The following is a 16,280-nucleotide window of genomic DNA, read 5'->3' as shown; positions in this document are numbered from 1 at the left end:
GATCCCCCTCCGTTTCTAGATATTACTGCAGCTTTTTCTGTGCTTTTTCACCGATTTTCCGTTCATTTCCACGCATGAGATTTTTAATATTAGAATAATGTCGAATGAATGCAAATGCGGTAATACATAAGCTCACCCACCCGTACGCCTGTTCATCTGCAAAGATAAACAAGAGGATCGGCAATAGAGCAGCATACACCAATGATCCAAGCGAAACGTAGCGAGTCAATGCGATGATTAAGATCGTAATAATGGCATCAATCAAAAAGGCAACCGGTGACAACCCGATGGAAACCCCCACGGTGGTTGCAATTCCTTTTCCTCCACGGAAACCAAAAAAGATCGGCCAATTGTGCCCGATTATGGCGAAAATTCCAGCGAATGCATAGGCAATAGGGTCCCCACCAGTAATAAAGTGGGTGACTCCTAATGCTGATAACCCTTTTAATGCATCGAGAACCAAAACTAAAACAGCCGGACCTTTCCCCAGAACACGCAACGTATTGGTAGCACCCGCATTACCGCTTCCGTGCATGCGGATATCAATATTTGCCATCTTTTTCGCTATAAAGTAACTGAAACTAATTGATCCAAGAAGGTAACTAATCACGAAGGACAAGATCCAGCTCATCTTACTTCCCTCTCCCTATGTTTTTTTGCGCGTCAGTATACGGATAGGCGTTCCTTCAAATACAAACGCTTCTCGGATTTTGTTTTCTATGTAGCGCTCATAAGAGAAATGCATGATTTCAGGTTCATTGACGAACAAAATAAAGGTTGGTGGCTTAACAGCGACTTGTGTAGTGTAGCTGATTTTCAAACGTTTCCCTTTATCTGTCGGTGGTGGTGTCATAATGGTTGCATCTGTAACAAGATCATTAAGTGTCGACGTAGGTACACGCATGGTGTGAGCTTCTGCCACTTGATTCACTTTTGGCAGGATCGTATGAACCCGTTGTTTGGATTTCGCTGAAACGTAGAGAATCGGTGCGTAGCTGAGATACTTGAATTCTTCACGGATTAATTCAGTGAAGCGAATCATGGTTTTGTCGTCCTTCTCTACAGCGTCCCATTTATTTACGATTATTATGATGGCTTTTCCTGCTTCATGAGCATATCCGGCAATTTTTTTGTCCTGCTCGATAATGCCCTCTTCCCCATTCAAAACAACGAGTACGACATCGGAGTCCTCAATGGCTTTAAGTGCTCGCATGACACTGTACTTTTCAGTGGCTTCATATACTTTGCCACGTTTGCGCATGCCAGCGGTATCTACCAGTACATACTCCTGCCCTTCCCGCTCAAAAGGGGTATCAATGGCATCACGAGTCGTACCTGCGATGTCACTCACGATTACACGCTCTTCACCCAAAATGGCGTTGGTAAGAGACGATTTCCCTACGTTTGGTCGACCAATAATCGATACACGGATAACATCATCCGGTCTCTCCTCTTGTCCACGGTCCTTGAAGTGCTTGATTACATCATCTAGCGCATCGCCCAGCCCAAGTCCATGGCTACCCGATACAGGGAAAGGATCGCCTACACCCAGTTGATAAAATTCATACACTTCATTACGCATCTCCGGATTGTCTGCCTTGTTTACCATCAGTACAATCGGCTTTTTCGTGCGGTTCAACATACGAGCAACTTCCATATCGGCTTCCGTAACACCAGAACGCAAATCACAAACAAATATGATAACATCAGCCTCATCAATCGCTAATTCAGCCTGATGACGCATTTGCACAAGAATCTGATCGGTATCGCCAACTTCAATTCCACCTGTATCGATGACATGAAAGTATTGATCGAGCCATTCACCTTTGCCGTACAGACGGTCACGGGTAACCCCTGGCTTGTCCTCAACAATGGCGATTCGCTCCCCTACAAGCCGATTAAAAATAGTGGATTTCCCTACGTTTGGTCTACCCACAATTGCTACAACTGGTAATCCCATGATCTTCAACACTCTCTCTCTTCTAATTTCACCTGCTAATAATACCATAATTTAACGATGGCGAACAATGATCAGGGTGTCATCCGTTACTTTATGCACCATGGCGTCCAAAATCTTTTCCAATGTAAAAGCCGTCTTTTGTACTTCTTCTTCTGTGTTCATAATGAAAATGGGTGCACCTCCACCGATCTGCTCACGTTTGGTCGTGATTACAGCAAGAATTGATTTGCTCATCCCTTGATCCCTCCCTCTTTATACACGGGAGCCTCCTGCGGCATACGAATGGCACTTTCAATAATTGGTGTATTGCCGATGACCAGTCGAGCTTTTTCCCTGTCTTTGACCAAGGGAAGAAGGAAAACCCCGATTCTGCCTGTCTTCATATCCCGTTTGGCAAGCGGGGTTAATGAAGGTTCTCCTTCATCCGTATATACCCCGAGAATCGTTGATGCATCATGCAAAATGGCTTGTCTCTGCCCGGGATGAGAGATGGTTACATTGCTGTTCTGATTCCGAGGGACGAGTACCAGCCCGATGCCATTCTCTCGAATCTGATGTTGTGCATCTGTGGAACCGACGTTCATGATGTAGATATCATCCACATACAAATTATGACCATCTACACGCACGTCAGCAATTTGAATCTCTGCAATGTGAGAGATGGTCTTGCCTGATTTCAGCATTCGTGACAAGAACAGGGCAAGAAAGCCAGCAATCACTCCACCCCACCAGGAACAATAGACAGTGGCGAGTGTCGTCACAAGCGAGGTGAATATTACGAGGTAATTGCGCCCCTCAAAAACCATCGCTATTCCTTCGATATAAGCCCCACCTCTGGGAACTAATTCATTTTTATCGATTTCGGTTAAAGTCGTGCGCTCCATATTTCTCACATCACGAAACTGCTGTGCAGCCAGAGCCAAAAAAGTGACCGCCGTGTAATCTTCTTTTATCAAAGACGGGATCGCTACCGCACCAAGCCCAGATGCGATGACGCCTAGCGCCAGGTGGATGATCTTCCCATGTGGATAAGTAGGGTACTGCCGATAGTCCGTTCGCAGCAAATAAATTCTACACATAATACCGAAGAAAAAACCGAGTAACAACGGGATGACATATTCATTTTGACTGGAAAATAATTGTTGTAACAATACAACATCACCTGTCAGATTCGATTTTTAGTCTTTGATTTACGTAACGTCTGAAGTGGTTTCATTGTTATTTTCCCTGTAACCTTGCTAGCTTCCCAAACGGCTTTGGCAATGACCCAGACTCCTATACTTACCCAAAAAATATCCTGCGCTTCGAGGCTTCCAGCAACGCTGGACTCTACCTGGGGAATCAGAGCGACATTGCTTCCGACATACAACAAATCAGATAGCGGAAGTGCTAAAAGCAGAACAAACAACTGATGCATGAAATTGCGTGCAATCAAATTTATCAAGATGATACAAAGTAACGGAACGAGCAGAATCTCTTCGACCACAAGTAAGATCGGATCCCAAAAAAGAAGTTTTCGCATAAACAAAATAACACAAGCACAGAGGATTCCTGCAGCGAGGATATACTCTTTGTTACTCACGGTAAGACGGACATACATCCAGCCGGCAAGAAGAAATGGAAGGATTACGCCACTAACATTCACTGCAAGAGGCATAAAATACAATTCCCAATTGGCAAACGAACAACATAAAAATGCAGTGAGGGTGGCTAACAATTTTGCTCTTGAAAAACCAGACTTTTGAATGGCAGAATCAAACAAACCCATCCATGCACAGATCAATAGCGTCCATTGCACTAGTAATGCCATTATTCCTTCATTCATAAAAGCTGATATGACTCCCCTTATCGAATAACCGTTTAAAGGGCTTGTGCACCCTCTTCTAGGTAAGTATTCCTCGTTCTGCCTCTTTTCATAAGTTTAATCCTCGTTGCACAGCCCAATTGTAGATGTCGCTAGAAAATGTATAGCTCGCTTCTCTCAAATCTTGCAGGCTCACTGCACCAAGCGCAACCATTGCTACGCGGATCTGATGGTGTAACTGATCAACCGCATCAAGACATTCTTCCACTGATTTTGTCTGGACTAGCTGCAAGAAATAACCCGCCATACCTGCAGCATCAGCACCGAGTGCAATCACCTTGGCAATATCAAGACCATGCCTGATTCCACCTGTTGCAATGATTGATGTTTTTGCAGTATCGGCAGTTTTTGCTTCGAGCAAGCTTTGCAACGTAGAGAAGCCCCAGTCGTTAAACATTTCAAGAGGGTTCTCACTGCGGCGATTCTCCACACGCGCAAAGTTCGTACCACCAGCTCCGCCAACATCAATCACTGCAACGCCTATAGAAGCCAATTGATTAATCGTTTGTCGGGACATGCCAAATCCAACTTCCTTGACAATGACGGGGACTGAGATGCTTGAAATGATCTTTTCTATGTTCGAAAGGTACCCGCTAAAATACCGGTCGCCTTCAGGCATCAGCAACTCTTGCATGACGTTCAGGTGGATTTGCAAGGCATTTGCCTCAATCATCTCAACCGCTTCCTTTGCCTGATCTGTCGTTGCTTCAGCCCCCAGATTAGCAAAGAGTATACCTTCTGGATTCTCATCTCTCACAACCGAAAAAGTAGACCGAACCGTCTTGTCTCGAATCGCAGCCATTTGTGACCCGACAGCCATCGCTAGTTGTTTTTCTCTTGAGATGATTGCCAGTTTTCGATTAATCTCACTTGTAGCCTCTGCTCCCCCGGTCATGGCATTAATGATGATAGGAGAGTTTAATTTGAATTTGTGAATTTCTGTATTGATCATTGAGTTTACATAAGATATATTAGGTAAACTATTCGGAACGAATTTCATTGCTTCCAAACTGGAATCAGATGCGATTCTTGTTTCCATCGCATATTGAATGTGTTGCAATTTACGACTTGAACGACTCACAGCAGCCACTTCCCGTTAATAAAAATTCAATCACCAGATATAGAAAAGGATACGCTCCAGCAAGCGTACCCCTTTCTCATTTCTTATTTGAACTTGTCTTTTAGATCGCCAAACAAGTCGCCAAGGGTAACACCTAGCCCTTGATTGTTTTCCTGTTGAAATGCTTGCGTTTCGCGCTTGTTTTCACGCTCTTGTTTCTCGATTTTTTCTTCATCAAGAGCACGAATGCTTAGACTGATACGCTGTTCTGCTGTATTCACGTCCAAGACCTTCACTTGCACTTCTTGACCTTCTTTCAAAACTTCGCCTGGAGTTGAAATATGGCGATTCGCAATTTGCGAGATATGAACAAGCCCTTCAATTCCCGGAGCCAACTCAACGAAAGCACCAAAACCAGCAAGTCTTTTCACTGTTCCAGTTACGATAGATCCTGCCTTGAACTGCTGAGCCGCTTGATCCCACGGTCCTGGTTGCGCTTCTTTCATGCTCAAGCTGATTCGATCGTTTTCTTTGTCGAGTTTGAGTACTTTCACTTTGACGCGATCGCCTTCTTTGACGGCATCTGATGGCTTATCTACACGGTGCCACGCAATCTCAGACACGTGTACCAATCCGTCTACGCCGCCGATGTCAACAAATACTCCAAAATCAGTTAGTCGTTGAACTGTACCTTCGAGCACTTGGCCTACTTGAAGCTTTTCGAATACAGTTTTCTTCTGCAGGTTTACTTCCGCTTCCAGTACTGCCTTATGGGAGAGGATGACTTTATTTTTTTCACGATCCATTTCGACTACTTTTAGCGTGAGTGTTTTTCCTTTGTAATCAGAAAAATCTTCTACAAAATGGCGTTCAACCATCGAAGCAGGGATAAAGCCACGTAGTCCGATGTCAACAACCAGACCACCTTTCACGACTTCTTTTACTTCCGCTTCAATAATTTCGCCAGATTCCATTTTTTTGCTCAGGTCATCCCATGCTTGCTCACTCGTTACTGCTTTTTTTGATACGACGAGTTCTTCTTTCTCGTCATTTATTTTGGTCACTTTTACTTCGAATTCATCGCCTACATTGACTACATCAGAAACCTTCTCCACATGAAGACTGGATAACTCGCTAATCGGAATCAGTCCGTCGTATTTGTACCCGACATCAACCAAAGCTTGCTTGTCTTCAACCTTGGTTACCTTGGCTTTGACTACATCTCCAACAGACAAACCCTTTACATCTGTTAGGCTATTGTTCATATCTTCCACCATTGACTAAACCTCCTTGAGCACCATCCATAACTCATGACGCTTATATATATTCATTAACCACTGCCAAGAGCAGTTGGTTGAACGTCTTCTTTGGGAAACAATTGAATCGACTTTTTGAACATCCTTTGATAGTATTCTTCTAATTCCTGTATTCAATACCAATAACCAACTATTTTACGTTTTTGTGTTGAGCGATTAGCTCGGCAATGTTTTTCATAATCAAGTCAGTTACTTCTTTCAACAATTCACCTGATGATTTCATTTCCTTGTAAGCCGAAAGATCAAGTGGCTTACCGTATACGATCTTTATTGGGCGAAACAAGCGGTATGGGCCAATGATCGCAACAGGAATGACTGCTGCATTCGATTTTAATGCAAACATGGCTGTGCCAGCGAGTCCTTGCCCCAACTCTCCTGTTTTGCTGCGGGTTCCTTCAGGAAAGATCCCCAGCACTTTGCCTTCTTCTAAAATTTGCAGAGTTGCTCGAATCGCTGCACGATCACCTGCGCCTCGTTTTATGGGAAACGCACCAAATTTGGTGATCAAAAACGAAATGACAGGGATTTTAAATAGCTCTTCTTTTGCCATGAAGTGAACTTTCCGCTCAATTCCACACCCAAGCAAAGGGGGGTCCAAATTATCAATGTGATTCGAGCAGAGAATTACTGCACCATTTTCAGGAATGTTCTCTTGTCCTCTAACTTCCCAACGATAAAATATTGCATAGAAACAACGAAATAAAAAACGAAAAAACGAATAATAGCTCACGTGACTCTATTCCCCTATTCGCTTGCAAATTTCAAGAATATGCTGAACAACTTCTTCGATGGATTGCCCTGTTGTATCGACTAGGATCGCATCTTCTGCTTGACGCAACGGCGCAACCTCTCGCTCCATGTCTCGTTTATCTCTCTCAGCAATCTCCTGTTTTAACTGTTCCAGATTTGCATCGAATCCTTTGGACAAAAGCTCTTTATACCGTCTCTGTGCCCTCTCCTGAATAGACGCAGTCAGAAACACCTTAATCTCTGCATCTGGCAAGACATGTGTACCAATGTCTCTTCCATCCATGACCACAGATCCTTGCGTTGCCATATTTCGTTGAAGCGTCAGCATCTGTTGTCTTACTTTTCCGTGACTCGCAACAATGGAAGCGTAGTTGCTCACTTCTGGCGTGCGAATGTTGGTCGTGATGTCTTCCTGATTCCAGATAACATGCTGATTGCCATCGCTGGTTCGTTGCAACTGTATGTGTGAATCCTGCAATAGTGCAGCTACACTTTCTTCGTTATGTACGGATAAACCGGATTGCAAAACGGCCCAGGCTAACGCTCGGTACATTGCTCCTGTGTCAATATAAACAAATCCCAATTTGGCGGCAACTTGCCCAGCTACCGTACTTTTACCCGCTCCCGCTGGTCCATCAATAGCAATATTCATATGCAGCATTCACCTTCTAAGTTGAAAATAAAGAAAGCTTCTATGCGAAGCCCTTCTAAAGAAAATTATGTGATAGAAACACACGCAGGGCTTAACTACCAAAGTTACCCAACTGTTGTCATGCCCTATCGTACCATAAAACTGAGGGAGGCGCAAACCTCATGGCATCTGCGGTTTCCCTTCCCACTTCTCTGTTTCAACCATAATTTGTCGAAATGTATCAAAAGAATACAGCGCCTGACCCAAAAATAACGCAATAATTGAGGCGAGAATAATCGACAACAAGAATCGTTCGACACGATTAGCTACCCTGGTAAATCGGACATCGTACTCATTGGGATCATATCTCATGGCTGTTCGCTCCCTGGAATCAGTTATTCTGCCATTCCCTTATTGCGCAATTCCAACTGTCGTTCAAAGCAAGCACGAATGATTTTTGCACGCTCACTTTCACTAACCTCGGTAAATTTAACAGATACCCACTGATTTGCTCCCTTTTCATCTGGAGCCTTCACACGAATGATCTCACCTACTGCGTAAGCATGAACTACCTTGTTGCTTTTCGTCGGCAGGGAAAACCACATCTTCAATTGATCTTTTTCCTGTAGCAGATACCGTTCAGGACAGGAAAATGCCAATCCGCCGCCACTTAAATCAATTGTTCTCGCCAAAAAATGATAGTTCCTCACTCGTTCGTCTGTCTTTACCGCTATTTCGACATGCGCAGGCACACGCACAAAATGTCTTCTTTGTGTGCGAGTAAAGCTACTTTTCGGTGGCACACTCAATTCCAAAAGAGGTATGTTTTCACGGCGCTTGCCTATGATTTCAGTTGTAAATTCGAAACGGGAACCATCAGCGCCAACATACCAGCAGTGCCATTTGGAACCTACTACGTACTCACTGATACCGCCATTCGGTTGATGTTCATTAATTGGCAATTCAATCGTAAGCATTTCTTCCTTCAGGTCGGCGACTCGAGATTTGTAGACGAGCTTACTTTTTTCTTGTGAAGTAGTATATGGACTCATCCAAATGACCTGTCCAACTTGCGGCAGTACTATCAACTAGTGTTCCCCCTTCACTCCCAATACCAAATATTATACACGTCTTTTTGAAAAAACAGCAAATGGAGAAAACGCATTTGACCACGTCTTCTCCATCGATGTTCACTTGCTATGTTTGATCTTCTCCAGGTAACGTGTCCATTTTGACGATATCTTCCTCATCCCCATTGTTTGCATTGATATAAATCATGTATGTGTCTTCTCCCAGATTTCCTGAAAACTCGTAGCAAAGCTTTTCAGTGCCATCTTTACCTTCAATGATAGCCAGTCGTTGCTCGGTTACCTTTACATTGGGATTCACCATGGAACGTGCTTTCTGTACAGATATTTTGGGTTTGGGAATCATCCGTTGTTTATGATTAAACAAATATTCTTCTGCCTGGAATCCATTCACTTCGCCATTATCCAGGGCAATACTGATTTCCACAGCATCAGGATAGATTCGCACGCCGTTTTGCTCAGGAACGAATGTAAATACGCCTAATCCCCCATAGCTGTCGCTCTCAACGGCAATCATATTCTTGAAATCCCGGCTTTGCAGGAATTGTTTTCCTTTACGTTCAGCTTCCTCCAGCGAAATTTGCTCATTTTGCACTTCTCGTTCATTCAACAACCAGACAACTTGACCGCCTCGTTTGCTGATATCGAGGTTAATCGGATTTTGACCGTCACTTTTTTTAACGATCCGCACGCTGTATGCAGAATACGCTTCTGCTTTCCCATTTTCTTCTACGTCTACACTGACATCGTCACGATTGATGCCCAGGAACTGAAGGGCAATCTTTCCTGCTTCTTCTTTGGTAATTTGCTTGCCGTCCAGACCTTTGATGCGCTGCTGTTTCTTTTTGTCGAGACTTTGCACCGTTACGCCCCAATCGAGATCATCGTATTCCTGAACTTTTTTATCTACAGTGCGAAATCCATCGATAATGGTGTTATCGGATTTTTTATCATCAGAAGCAAGTGCAGTCTCCACATCCATCCAGCGCAGCTTATTACTCAACACTTTCGTTTGTACCTTGGCCAAATCGTTTTGAATCTCAGTGGAATGTTTATATAACGATTGCAATGTTTGATATTCTTTCTGGGAGAGCGGCTGCTGATTCAGATCCCGAATTGCAACATCATACGAGAAATCTGCAACTTTGGCCAAAAACTCTTCGGTGTTGTTAAACGGAATCAATGTGAGTGGCAACTGTCCCACATCGGATTGTGCCGCATAAGCTAGTCTCCAAACATTTGTCAAACACGGAGTAGCTTGTTTACGGGAATTGATGGCAATCGATTTTCCTAATTCATCATGCAGCTTGTCCAGGTGATAGTTCAGCTCGTGGAATGCCCTCTGGTACTGGTTTTCCGCTTTGATCAGGATCGAGTTCTTCTCGTTGTGTTCCTGATAACCCCACATTCCTGCTCCGACCAATGCAATAGCAGCGACAGGAAACAATACTCGTGACATCGCTCCGTACACCATAGTTCGACTGCTCCTTCCAAAAAATTATCTGCAAAAAATGTGTTTACCGATCCGTTTTACCTGAGGTCTGCTCCAAATCCACTTCGAGGTAGCAGTCGCTGGATTGAAATAATAGGTGCAGCCACCGCTAGGGTCCCACCCTTTCATGGCATCCTGTACTGCTTTTTTGGCTTTCTCATTTGGCGTTAAGTAGATTTGGCCATCTGCAACGGCGGTAAATGCTCTCGGTTCAAAGATAACTCCAGCAACTGTGTCGGGAAATGAAGGGCTTTTGAGCCGATTAAAAATAACGGCTGCAATCGCAACCTGACCGTTGTAGGGTTCACCTCTTGCTTCTCCATACACGGCATTGGCTAGTAATTTGACATCATTGGCAGACAAGCGAGAGGGATGAAATGTTTTTCTTGTTTTTGCTGCTTTTTGGGGCTTTTTCGGTGCACTCCATTCCATTTCTTCGGCTTGCACGGTTGCTTCATCATGGACAAGACTACTGAATAACGGCGTATATGTAAGACCAACCAGACTCCCGATACCAAGGATGATCGCAATTGACCAGATGACAAAGCGCCGTTTGTGCAACATCATGTATTACTCCTCCTTACAGGATTGCTCGCCTCATGAGGATAGTGTGGGTGCCAGTTTAAGCAAATATGCACAAAAAAAAACGGCATTCGCCGTTTTTTTGTCTGCTTGTTAATTTGTACCATTAAAGTTCTGTTTCAATTACGTCAAAATGACGATCATTATTGCACAAACATTGCTTGAAGCCAGTTTCTACTTTGCCCTCATGGCCTCGTTTTCCTCGAAGGATATAGCGTTCACCACATACATTGCAACGTATCATCACTTTTGTTCGTTCGTTTCTTGCCACGTAGAATCTCCTCCTTATACCTAGTTTGGACGAGTCTACTCTGTTTTAGAACCAAATTCGTGTGCCCATTCCACTTTTCTAAGTCCAATCCACCACAGAACAAGCATAAATGGAATAATAAACCAAAGCCAGTACTGTGACGAAAGCAAAATCAGGTTGTAAAAACCATGCAGCAGAATCGGAATAAGTACGGATATCGTTAAAATAAACGCCTTTTTACCCGGCTGTTTCGTAAACTTGCCGATCCCCAAATAAAAGCCCATCCAGACCCCGAATAACGCATGACTGGACACAGGCAGCAAGGCCCGCCACAAGGCTACATCCATACCATTCAAATAAAGATAAAAGACATTTTCCAACGTTGCAAAACCTAATGAGACAGCTACACCATAGACAATACCATCGTAAGGTTCATCAAACTCTACATGACGATACGCCGTATGGTAAACAACAAGCCACTTGAAGAATTCTTCTATGAATCCGGAAGAAACAATGGCTTCAAACCAGGGGTGATTCAACTCCCACTCGTTGTGAATGACGTATTGCAGCATCATGATGGGAAAAACAAGCAGAATACCGAAGATAAACGAACGAACAACCATAGAAATCGGTTCCGGTTGCAAATTGTCTCGTAAATAAAAGTAGCTGAGTAAAGCAATACCCGGTGCCAATGCTGCACCAATCAAGGCAATCATCTTTGTGTATTGCTCCTTTACATAGATTAACAATAATCGTAACATGAAAGATGTCCAATGAAAACCCGCAACAAGTGAGGTTACGATATGCCAAAAATACTGGTTATAAATACAGGTGGAACAATTGCAATGTCGGTTGATGAAGCTTCTGATCATGTAAAACCTCTAGACGATCAGGCATTGAGCAGAATTTTGCCACACGTCCAACGCTACGCAGATATTACCATGATGAATTTCATTAATCTTCCAAGCCCGCATATCACTCCTGTGATCATGAATCAATTACGACTTCTGATCAAACAAGAGGTTGACAATCATCAATATGACGGTGTTGTTATTACACACGGTACGGACACACTGGAAGAAACAGCATTCTTTCTGGATTTGACCCTTCCACTTGCCATTCCCGTTGTGGTTACGGGCGCCATGCGTTCCAGCAACGAGTTAGGTGCAGATGGTCCCGTGAATCTGATTTCATCGGTTCGCACAGCTTCTGAGGCAAACAGTCATAATAAAGGGGTTCTCGTCGTGTTTAACGATGAAATTCATGCAGCTCGTCATGTAACCAAGACACATACAAGCAATGTAGCCACCTTTCAATCTCCACAGTTCGGTCCGATCGGTACAATCAGCAAGAAATCTGTTCACTACCACCATGCTCCACTCTTGCGTGAATTTTATCAGGTGACCCATGCGGATGCGAATGTCCCTTTAATCAAAGCAGTTGCCGGAATGGACCCTGCCTGGCTGTCATTCCTCAGTACCCAGCAAGTAGATGGCCTAGTAATCGAAGCTTTTGGAGCAGGCAATGTGCCTCCATCCATTCTCCCGATTATCCAGGAACTGTTAGATAAGAATATACCAGTCATCATCGTCTCTCGTTGCTTTAATGGAAAAGTTCAAGAAATATACGATTATGAAGGCGGAGGCAAACAACTGAAAGAAATGGGTGCCATTTTTTCAAATGGATTAAATGGTCAGAAAGCACGTCTCAAACTGATGGTTGCCCTGCAACAAACTCAAGATTTTACGGAGTTGCAGAAAATATTTGAATACTAATTGATTGATAAAGCGCTTTTCCACGAATTCTTTTCTGTGGATTGCGCTTTTTTCTGTGAAAAACAGTTATGACCGTTTTGTGACAAAAATCCTTTATTCGCCAAACGGTTTAAAGCTTTGTAACATTAATCGGTATTCTTGCTGGAAATATTTCGAATTCGTATACTTCTTTACAGAATCATTCGAAAATATTGTAGGAGGTTAACCAGCATGAATCGTAGAACTGCCGAGCCATACAAAATCAAATCAGTTGAAATGTTAAAAATGCTTTCGTATGAGGAACGGGAAAAGGCATTGTCGGAAGCAGGCTTTAATACGTTTTTGATCGATTCGGAGGATGTTTATATCGATCTGCTCACGGATAGCGGCACAACCGCCATGAGTGACCGTCAATGGGGAGCCCTGATGGTCGGTGACGAAGCATACGCAGGCAGCAAAAGCTGGCATAGACTAGAACAGGCAGTTAAAGAAGTTTATGGATACAAGTATGTAATCCCGACTCACCAAGGGCGAGGCGCTGAAAATCTCCTCTCTCAAATCAAAATCAAACCAGGTGATTATGTTCCAGGAAACATGTACTTTACAACTACCCGTGCCCACCAGGAGTTAAATGGCGCTACTTTCGTCGATATCATTATAGATGAAGCACATGATTCCATGGTTGAGCATCCATTCAAAGGAAATGTCGATTTGCAAAAATTGAACGATCTGATACAAAAAGTTGGTCCTGAAAAAATCCCTTATGTGTGTGTGGCAGTAACGGTTAACCTTGCTGGTGGCCAACCAGTCAGTATGCAAAACTTGCGTGACGTTTATACATTATGTAAGGCACACGGCATTCCGGTGATGTTTGATGCAACCAGATGTGTGGAGAACGCCTTCTTTATCAAGGAAAGAGAAGCTGGCTATGCGGATAAATCAGTAAAAGAGATTCTGAAAGAAATGATGATGTACTCCGATGGCTGCACTATGAGCGGCAAAAAGGACTGCCTGGTTAATATCGGTGGATTTTTGGCAATGAACGACGAAGAGTTGTATATGCGCTCAAGAGAGCTGGTCGTTCTCTATGAGGGAATGCCTTCTTACGGAGGTATGGCAGGTCGTGACATGGAAGCGATGGCACAAGGGATTTATGAATCTGTGGAAGATCATTATATCTCCCACCGAATCAATCAGGTTCGTTATCTTGGTCAACAGCTCATTGATGCAGGCATTCCGGTTGTTCGCCCAATTGGTGGTCATGCCGTATTTTTGGATGCCCGTGCTTTCTTGCCGCATCTGACACAAGATGAATTCCCTGCGCAAGCATTGGCTGCTGCTTTGTATCTGGATTCAGGCGTACGCTCCATGGAAAGAGGAATCGTCTCCGCTGGTCGCAACAAAGACACCAAGGAGCATAACCGTCCGAAGCTGGAGTTGGTTCGCCTCACCATTCCAAGACGTGTGTACACCAATAATCACATGGATGTCGTTGCTGATTCTGTCATCTCCTTATACGAAAAGAGAGACCTGATCAGCGGACTGAAAATGACTTATGAACCACCTACTCTGCGATTCTTCAACGCAAGGTTCGAACCGTTATCGGGAACAGGACGTATTATGCAGGAAGCGAAATCAACTGTGACAGCACCATAACGAAATGACAAACTTACCCTCTCCATTGAAAGTGGAGAGGGTTGTTTTTTTGAAACTTTTTTAGCTTTAATCCGTCTTTACTACAAGAATTCCAGATTGGAGGTGATTACCATTGAAGTTGAGCTTTCGACTGCTGCTCTGTCTCATCGTTGCTTTCGTTTTCGGCAACAGTGACCCGTCTTTCTCACTGGCATCCCCGCCACCATCAGAAATCAGCAAAATAAAAAACGAAGCACCCCTTCATTTGATTGGGGCAATCCAGCATGATCAGTTATTGGCTGATTTGACAACCGATCCAGATCAACCGAAGCAGTATCGTACGATTCAACTGCTTGTTACCAAAGTAGTAAAAACACCTAATGAACTTACCTTGCAAGAAGGCGACTTGGTTTCCTTCAACTATCACTATATCCCCAGTTGGTCTGCCATTGATTATGTTGGTGCGAGCCCAATTCTCGTTTCGCAGGGTGATATGATAGAGGTATGGCTAACCTCACGAAATTCGAGCTTTGAGCCTGCTCTCTCGGGTTATACACTGCGTATGATAACTTCCTCAGTAAAACACACAGACTATGTACAAGAACCAATTTTACATAAAATCAAGCGACTGGAGCGAGACTATCCACTCGAACTTTTGATTCCGATGTCTATCCTTTTTTCTCTCGTAATCTGGTATTTTATCCGTTTATGGAGGTTGTACAAGCTGGTTTCTTATTGAGATTCATGAAAAGATATCCTAAAACCAGTGCAGCTCCCGAAAAAATGATGATAGACGTAAAGAGCAGGTGTTTACCAAGTCCAACCCAGTCGAACATAATTCCGGTGTATACCAGCGCCAATTGCTGCATGATTCTGTTCCACATTTCCTGGAAAGCAAAAAATCGACCACGAATACTCTCAGGCACTGTCAATTGACTTAACGTTGAATAAGAGGGAAACCAACAACCAGCGATAAAACCGTACATCGCGTAACCAGCAAAGGCAATCCACAGCCATTTGGTACCTCCGTATATACAGAAAACAGCAATCGCACTTCCCAACACAAATAACGTGTTTCGTTTCAGCGTATTGGATTTGCCAAAGGATCGTCTAACTACTACCCCCGCAATCAGTAACGCTACACCTTCCACCCCATACAAAAACCCTTGCACCGCATGATTGTCATACAACAGGCTAAACTCAAGAATAATCAGATTGGAACCACCTAAGAAAAGATAGATCAACGCGATATTGATCAAGAGGATAATGAGACTTCGTTCAGTTCGCAACAATTGAAATACTTCTAGGAAGGATACTTTCTTATGCTTGTGGATTGGTGTTGATCGCTCCCCGATTTTTATAAAGTAGCGAATGCCATTCATCACGAGATAACATCCAATCATAGAGAGATAAATGCCCCATAATGGAACGAAGGCCAGAGCAATCCCTGTGATCCCCGTAATTGTAATTCGTGCCATTGTGGTCGTATTTAAGTACATCGAATTAGCGGCAAGCAACTGCTCTTTTGGCACGATTGACGGGATGACACTTTTGATTGCTGGAGTATAAAACGCATTCGAAACATGCAGCACAACCAAGCCAGCGATAATTAGGATGACAGATTGCATCAGAAAAGCTGCCAATAAAACAAGTGAACAGATGAGTTGTGCATGCCCGCTCCATGTCAAAATCTTCTGATGTGAAGAACGGTCAATTACTTTGCCTGCATAAGGGCTGATCAAGATCAAGCAAACAGGACCGACCAGCAAAACCAGCGATTTACCAAAATCGGAAGGTACCAGTGTGGTCAATAGCTGAAGATTGGCAAAGATTCCGAACCATAGGCCAGCAATCGCCAAAAAATCAGCCAGCAAAATAAGTGTAAAGTATTTGTTTTG

At 43.6% G+C, this 16,280-nt stretch carries 18 protein-coding genes and 1 pseudogene; 3 read left to right on the top strand and 16 right to left on the bottom strand.

The genetic code is table 11. From position 1 onward, the window contains the following. Positions 1 to 22: 22 nt before the first annotated feature. From plsY to prsW, 15 genes and pseudogenes are all read right to left on the bottom strand, one after another. Complete coding sequence (gene plsY, locus ACPW7N_RS03600; RefSeq protein ID WP_425649643.1) at positions 23 to 631, bottom strand: glycerol-3-phosphate 1-O-acyltransferase PlsY; 609 nt, start codon at positions 629 to 631, stop codon at positions 23 to 25. Between the two features lie 15 nt (positions 632 to 646). Continuing rightward, positions 647 to 1,960, bottom strand: coding sequence for a ribosome biogenesis GTPase Der (gene der / locus ACPW7N_RS03595; RefSeq protein ID WP_425649721.1), 1,314 nt, complete (start codon positions 1,958 to 1,960; stop codon positions 647 to 649). A gap of 51 nt (positions 1,961 to 2,011) precedes the next feature. Beyond that, a complete protein-coding gene (locus ACPW7N_RS03590) occupies positions 2,012 to 2,194 on the bottom strand; it encodes a capping complex subunit for YIEGIA (protein WP_425649642.1) in 183 nt (60 codons plus the stop codon). Then, a complete protein-coding gene (locus ACPW7N_RS03585) occupies positions 2,191 to 3,111 on the bottom strand; it encodes a YIEGIA family protein (RefSeq protein WP_425649641.1) in 921 nt (306 codons plus the stop codon). Before ACPW7N_RS03585 ends, ACPW7N_RS03590 begins: the two co-directional genes overlap by 4 nt. Positions 3,112 to 3,125: 14 nt before the next feature. Beyond that, complete coding sequence (locus ACPW7N_RS03580; RefSeq protein ID WP_425649640.1) at positions 3,126 to 3,785, bottom strand: YphA family membrane protein; 660 nt, start codon at positions 3,783 to 3,785, stop codon at positions 3,126 to 3,128. 88 nt (positions 3,786 to 3,873) lie between these two features. Continuing rightward, positions 3,874 to 4,905, bottom strand: a complete 1,032-nt coding sequence (gene fni / locus ACPW7N_RS03575) for a type 2 isopentenyl-diphosphate Delta-isomerase (RefSeq protein ID WP_425649639.1) — start codon at positions 4,903 to 4,905, stop codon at positions 3,874 to 3,876. Between the two features lie 83 nt (positions 4,906 to 4,988). Then, positions 4,989 to 6,161: a 30S ribosomal protein S1 gene (rpsA, locus tag ACPW7N_RS03570; RefSeq protein ID WP_425649638.1), complete on the bottom strand. Its 1,173-nt coding sequence runs from the start codon at positions 6,159 to 6,161 to the stop codon at positions 4,989 to 4,991. Between the two features lie 169 nt (positions 6,162 to 6,330). Continuing rightward, the gene (locus ACPW7N_RS03565; RefSeq protein ID WP_425649637.1) at positions 6,331 to 6,930 is read right to left on the bottom strand and encodes a lysophospholipid acyltransferase family protein; all 600 of its coding nucleotides are present in this window, start codon (positions 6,928 to 6,930) and stop codon (positions 6,331 to 6,333) included. A gap of 6 nt (positions 6,931 to 6,936) precedes the next feature. After that, positions 6,937 to 7,602 carry a (d)CMP kinase gene (cmk, locus tag ACPW7N_RS03560; protein ID WP_425649636.1) on the bottom strand — a complete coding sequence of 222 codons (666 nt, stop codon included), beginning with the start codon at positions 7,600 to 7,602 and terminating at the stop codon, positions 6,937 to 6,939. Between the two features lie 159 nt (positions 7,603 to 7,761). Next, entirely contained in the window at positions 7,762 to 7,953 is a 192-nt protein-coding gene (locus tag ACPW7N_RS03555; RefSeq protein WP_425649635.1) for a hypothetical protein, read from the bottom strand. A gap of 23 nt (positions 7,954 to 7,976) precedes the next feature. Further along, positions 7,977 to 8,669 carry a flagellar brake protein gene (locus ACPW7N_RS03550; RefSeq protein ID WP_425649634.1) on the bottom strand — a complete coding sequence of 231 codons (693 nt, stop codon included), beginning with the start codon at positions 8,667 to 8,669 and terminating at the stop codon, positions 7,977 to 7,979. 109 nt (positions 8,670 to 8,778) lie between these two features. Further along, positions 8,779 to 10,143 (bottom strand): germination protein YpeB, encoded by a 1,365-nt coding sequence (gene ypeB, locus ACPW7N_RS03545; RefSeq protein WP_425649633.1) that lies wholly within the window; start codon positions 10,141 to 10,143, stop codon positions 8,779 to 8,781. A gap of 24 nt (positions 10,144 to 10,167) precedes the next feature. Next, positions 10,168 to 10,524: pseudogene (locus ACPW7N_RS03540) on the bottom strand (cell wall hydrolase); the annotation flags it as partial. 325 nt (positions 10,525 to 10,849) lie between these two features. Further along, entirely contained in the window at positions 10,850 to 11,014 is a 165-nt protein-coding gene (locus tag ACPW7N_RS03535) for a hypothetical protein (protein WP_425649632.1), read from the bottom strand. Between the two features lie 35 nt (positions 11,015 to 11,049). Further along, the gene (gene prsW / locus ACPW7N_RS03530) at positions 11,050 to 11,709 is read right to left on the bottom strand and encodes a glutamic-type intramembrane protease PrsW (RefSeq protein WP_425649720.1); all 660 of its coding nucleotides are present in this window, start codon (positions 11,707 to 11,709) and stop codon (positions 11,050 to 11,052) included. Between the two features lie 87 nt (positions 11,710 to 11,796). On the opposite strand from prsW, the gene ACPW7N_RS03525 reads away from it, so the two are divergent. The 3 genes from ACPW7N_RS03525 (at position 11,797) to ACPW7N_RS03515 (ending at position 15,121) form a co-directional block, all read left to right on the top strand. Beyond that, positions 11,797 to 12,768, top strand: coding sequence for an asparaginase (locus ACPW7N_RS03525; protein WP_425649631.1), 972 nt, complete (start codon positions 11,797 to 11,799; stop codon positions 12,766 to 12,768). A gap of 210 nt (positions 12,769 to 12,978) precedes the next feature. Then, positions 12,979 to 14,403 (top strand): tyrosine phenol-lyase, encoded by a 1,425-nt coding sequence (locus ACPW7N_RS03520; protein ID WP_425649630.1) that lies wholly within the window; start codon positions 12,979 to 12,981, stop codon positions 14,401 to 14,403. Positions 14,404 to 14,515: 112 nt separating this feature from the next. Beyond that, on the top strand, positions 14,516 to 15,121 hold the full coding sequence (locus ACPW7N_RS03515; RefSeq protein ID WP_425649629.1) for a hypothetical protein: 606 nt from the start codon (positions 14,516 to 14,518) through the stop codon (positions 15,119 to 15,121). On the opposite strand, the gene ACPW7N_RS03510 is transcribed toward ACPW7N_RS03515, so the two are convergent. Further along, entirely contained in the window at positions 15,081 to 16,241 is a 1,161-nt protein-coding gene (locus ACPW7N_RS03510) for an MFS transporter (RefSeq protein ID WP_425649628.1), read from the bottom strand. The genes ACPW7N_RS03515 and ACPW7N_RS03510 overlap by 41 nt on opposite strands. Positions 16,242 to 16,280 lie beyond the last annotated feature (39 nt).

It is taken from the genome of Brevibacillus nigriterrae, assembly GCF_049846925.1.
In the GTDB taxonomy this organism is placed as follows: domain Bacteria; phylum Bacillota; class Bacilli; order Brevibacillales; family Brevibacillaceae; genus Brevibacillus_H.
This window is presented reverse-complemented; position numbering and strand designations above follow the sequence as displayed.